The organism is Brachybacterium sp. (assembly GCF_052095815.1).
GTDB lineage: Bacteria > Actinomycetota > Actinomycetes > Actinomycetales > Dermabacteraceae > Brachybacterium.
This window is the reverse complement of record NZ_JBQDLF010000094.1, coordinates 1-3,804: the sequence shown is the minus strand read 5'-3', so window position 1 is coordinate 3,804 and position 3,804 is coordinate 1. Positions and strand designations below refer to the sequence as shown.

At 70.6% G+C, this 3,804-nt stretch carries 4 protein-coding genes and 1 pseudogene; 3 read left to right on the top strand and 2 right to left on the bottom strand.

What is annotated here, in order from left to right:
- The 3 genes and pseudogenes from ACTH43_RS18415 to ACTH43_RS18405 form a co-directional block, all read left to right on the top strand.
- Positions 1-805: transglycosylase family protein (locus ACTH43_RS18415; protein ID WP_441446333.1), on the top strand; the 805-nt coding region annotated here is incomplete at its 5' end.
- Positions 806-1,262: 457 nt separating this feature from the next.
- A pseudogene (locus tag ACTH43_RS18410) lies at positions 1,263-2,399 on the top strand (sugar transferase); the annotation flags it as partial.
- Complete coding sequence (locus tag ACTH43_RS18405; protein ID WP_441446332.1) at positions 2,381-2,650, top strand: sugar transferase; 270 nt, start codon at positions 2,381-2,383, stop codon at positions 2,648-2,650. The pseudogene ACTH43_RS18410 and the gene ACTH43_RS18405, both read left to right, overlap by 19 nt.
- A 94-nt stretch (positions 2,651-2,744) precedes the next feature.
- Here the strand turns inward: ACTH43_RS18405 and ACTH43_RS18400 are convergent, their stop codons facing one another.
- Both ACTH43_RS18400 and ACTH43_RS18395 read right to left on the bottom strand, forming a co-directional pair.
- Complete coding sequence (locus tag ACTH43_RS18400) at positions 2,745-2,987, bottom strand: hypothetical protein (RefSeq protein ID WP_441446331.1); 243 nt, start codon at positions 2,985-2,987, stop codon at positions 2,745-2,747.
- 322 nt (positions 2,988-3,309) lie between these two features.
- The coding region (locus tag ACTH43_RS18395) for a hypothetical protein (RefSeq protein WP_441446330.1) at positions 3,310-3,804 on the bottom strand (495 nt) is incomplete at its 5' end.

Here is a 3,804-nt window from a genome sequence, read left to right as displayed (position 1 = left end):
CGGCCACGAGTTCGCGAGCCAGGCGAACCAGGCCACGAAGTCCGAGCAGATCGCCATCGCCCAGCGCACCCTGCATGAGCAGGGCCCCGGAGCGTGGCCCACCTGCGGCAAGCGGGCAGGTCTCACCAGGTCCAACGGTGGCGCGGATGCGAACGCCCAGCCCGGCGGCCGCGAGGACTCGGCCTCCCGCGACGACGTGCGCACCAGCCCCGGCGCACTCGCGGTCGACGGCAAGTTCGGGGCGGCGACCACCCGCTCGCTCGAGGCCTGGGTGGGCGTGAGCCAGGACGGCTCGCTCTCGACCGCCGACATCAAGGCGCTGCAGTCCAAGGTCGGTGCCACCGCCGACGGGAAGATCGGCGCCGAGACCACCACCAAGCTCCGTGCGGCGATGGGCCTGAGCGGCAACGGCGCCTGGGACTTCCGCTCGAACTACGCGACCGTGAAGGCGCTCCAGTCCTTCCTCAACAGCGGAGCTCCGGCCGCGAGCGCCCCCGCGCCCTCGGCACCGACCGCCCCGGCTCCCTCGGCGCCGAGCAGCGGCGCACTCGTCGTGGACGGGAAGTTCGGTCCGGCCACCACCCGTGCGCTCGAGGCCTGGGTGGGCGTGAGCCAGGACGGCTCGCTCTCGACCGCCGACATCAAGGCCCTGCAGTCCAAGATCGGTGCCACCGCCGACGGGAAGATCGGCGCCGAGACGACGGCGAAGCTCCGTGCCGCGATCGGCCACGGCAGCAACGGCGTGTGGGACTTCCGCACCAGCTACTCCACCGTGAAGGCGCTGCAGGAGCACCTCAACGGCTGAGCCGCCGCAGGCGGGAGCCCCGCTCAGCTCCGACACCTGACGCAGCGCGCCGACCCTTCGGGGTTGGCGCGCTGCGTCGTGCTGTCTCTTTCCAGGACGTCCCTGTGGCCGTAACCCCTCGTTCCGAGGGGTCTCCTCGCGGCGCAGAGTGCAGTGCATCTCCCATTCCTCCACGAGGAGAGGTATAGTCGCATTTCAGACAAGCCGGACAAGCAGGGCAAAACGGACATCAGATGGGTGTGGGTCGCGATGGTGCGGACGGACCCGCTCCCGGTGCTGGGCCTGACCGCTCCATCCCGGCTCCGATCGCTGAGAGGTGCACGTGGCATTACCGCAGACAGTCAAAGCTGCTGGACCCTCGGTCCCTCTGCTCGGCGGTCGATCTCCGCTGCGAGCCTCCACCTGGTCCGCGCGTCCTCGCCGCAAGGACCGCAGCGATGACCGCCTGGTCGTCTCCATGATCGTCGCGGCGGACCTCCTGGCGCTCGCGGTGGCCTGCGTGATCGCGGTCCTGATCCGGCAGAACCTCGCGTTCCTGGATTCCGCTCCGAACCTCTCCGGTTACGTGGTGCGCACATCGGTGGTGATCGCCACCGCCTGGATGCTCGCCATTCTGATCTCCGGCGCGTCGAACCCCCGACTGGTGTCCGCTGGACCCGAGATCTACCGCAACGTGCTGGTGGGAAGCCTCGGAGCGGTGGGGCTCACCGGTGCGGTGCTCTTCCTTGCGGATATCCCGCTCTCCCGCCCCTACTTCGTCGCCCTGTTCCTGGTGGGCCCCCTGCTGCTGCTGCTAGTCAGAGCCATCGCCCGGCGCGGCGTCAACCTCGCCCGCACCCGCGGGCAGCTGCGCTCCCAGGTGCTCGTGGTCGGCTCCACCGGGCACGTGCGCGGCATCGTGCGCACCCTGACCCGCGAAACCTGGCTGGGATACGACGTGGTCGGTGCCATCACCCCGATCAGCGATGCGCGCCGCGGCGAGGGCGCCGGCGTGCCGATCCTCGGCGACGAGTCCCAGCTGCTGGACCTGGTGCGCGCCCAGCAGCCGGACATCGTGCTGTTCACCGCCGGCTCCTCCGCGAGCGCCGAGGAGTTCCGCCGTGTCGCCTGGGAGCTCGAGGGGCTCGACGTCGGCGTGATCGTGGTCCCCGGCGTCAGCGAGATCTCCGGCGACCGGATCCGGATGCGCCCCGTCGCCGGCCTGCCGCTGGTGCACATGGACCTCCCGCGCGCACGCAAGGCGCTGCGCCGCGGCAAGCGGCTGTTCGACATCGTCGCCAGCGCCGCCCTGCTGCTCCTGCTGGCACCCGTGCTGGGCATCGTGGCCCTCTGCGTGCGCCTCAGCGACGGCGGGGGCGTCGTCTTGCGCCAGCAGCGGGTGGGACGCACAGGGGAGCCGTTCGAGTTCCTGAAGTTCCGCTCCATGGTGGTCGACGCCGAAGCCCGACGGGCCGAGCTCGAGCAGCTCGCCCGCGACCGTGGCAACGACGTGCTGTTCAAGATGTCCGACGACCCCCGCATCACGCGGGTGGGCAAGGTGCTGCGCCGCTACTCGCTCGACGAGCTGCCGCAGCTGTGGAACGTGCTGCGCGGCGACATGAGCCTGGTCGGGCCGCGACCCGCGCTGCCCCAGGAGGTCACCGGCTACGACGGCGACGCCCACCGCGCCTGGCCGTGCGGCCCGGGATCACCGGGCTGTGGCAGGTTTCCGGACGCAGCGACCTCTCCTGGGAGGACACCGTGCGACTGGATCTCTTCTACGTCGACAACTGGTCCTTCGCCCAGGACCTGCTGATCTTGGCGCGCACCGCGCGCGCCGTGCTGGCCTCCCGCGGAGCGTACTGAGCGACGCGCCCGGGACGGGGTGATGCCCCTGCATGAGGGAAGTGCTGAGCCCTCATGCGGGGGCGTTCCGCTGTCCGGAGGCTCTTCCGGCGCTCTATCGGCGGGAGCCTCCCGACGGTGCCGAGTCCTGGCGGCGCCGGGAATCCGCCCTCCGCCCCTCCTTGTGGGACTGCCACAGGAACTGTACCGACCAGATCAGGCCGAGGCCCACTGCGAAGATCAGCACTGTCAGGCCGATGTCCTGGCCCGAGCCGCCGAACAGCGCTTCACCCAGCCCGAACCAGAGGGCGGTGGGCAGGGCGACGATGGCCAGGACCACGAAGGTCAGGACGGCCACACGGAGACCAGGCCTGGGATTCTTGGAGGAGGATGTCATTCGGAAGCGGCGAGTAGATTTCGACGGCGTATGACGGAGATTCTCCTAGTACGAGATCGGGAGCAACAATGAATCTTTCGCTCGGCGAAAGGTAACAGCGGGTTCTGCGTGGCAGCAACCTCGGCACGTCCTGAGAATCTGGTACATCGCCTCGACGCACGATCCCGAACAGTGCCAGTCGCGCGATCATGAGCACGGACCAGCTACGCCTGCGCGCACGCTCCCCGCGCACGGCGAAGCGCCCACCCCTTTACAGAGGTGGGGCGCTTCGGGCCAGCTGGGCTCAGCCGGCGACGAGGGCCGGATCGACCGTGCGCTGCTCCGTGCCGGTGGCGCGGTGCCGCTGCGGGGCGGGGCGCTCCTGAGCGCTCTCCTCAGCGGACGGGGGCGGGGCCGGAGCGCCGGCTAGCCCGACGACGACCTCGATCCCGCACTCCCGCAGCGCGCTCACCAGCTCCGTCAGGTCCTTCAGTGCGGTCCGGGGGGTCGCGGCGATGACCGCGACGTCGGAGCGTCGGGCGGCGCTGACCAGGCTCGTGCGGTAGCGGCCCGAGGGCACGATCACGGCGCATCCGGTCGATGCCCCGGCCGCCGTCTCTGCCGCGGCGTCCGTCCCGCCCCACGACAGCCCGGTGCCCGGATCGTCGAGGATCCAGCGCACGGCTGCGAGCAGCCTGCCCGCGGCGATCCGTGACGGCATCGGCGCGGCGGCGTGCAGCAGTACCCGGCTCTTCCCGGTTCGTGGTGATGGGGAGCGTCGCGTCGTTGACGTAGAACG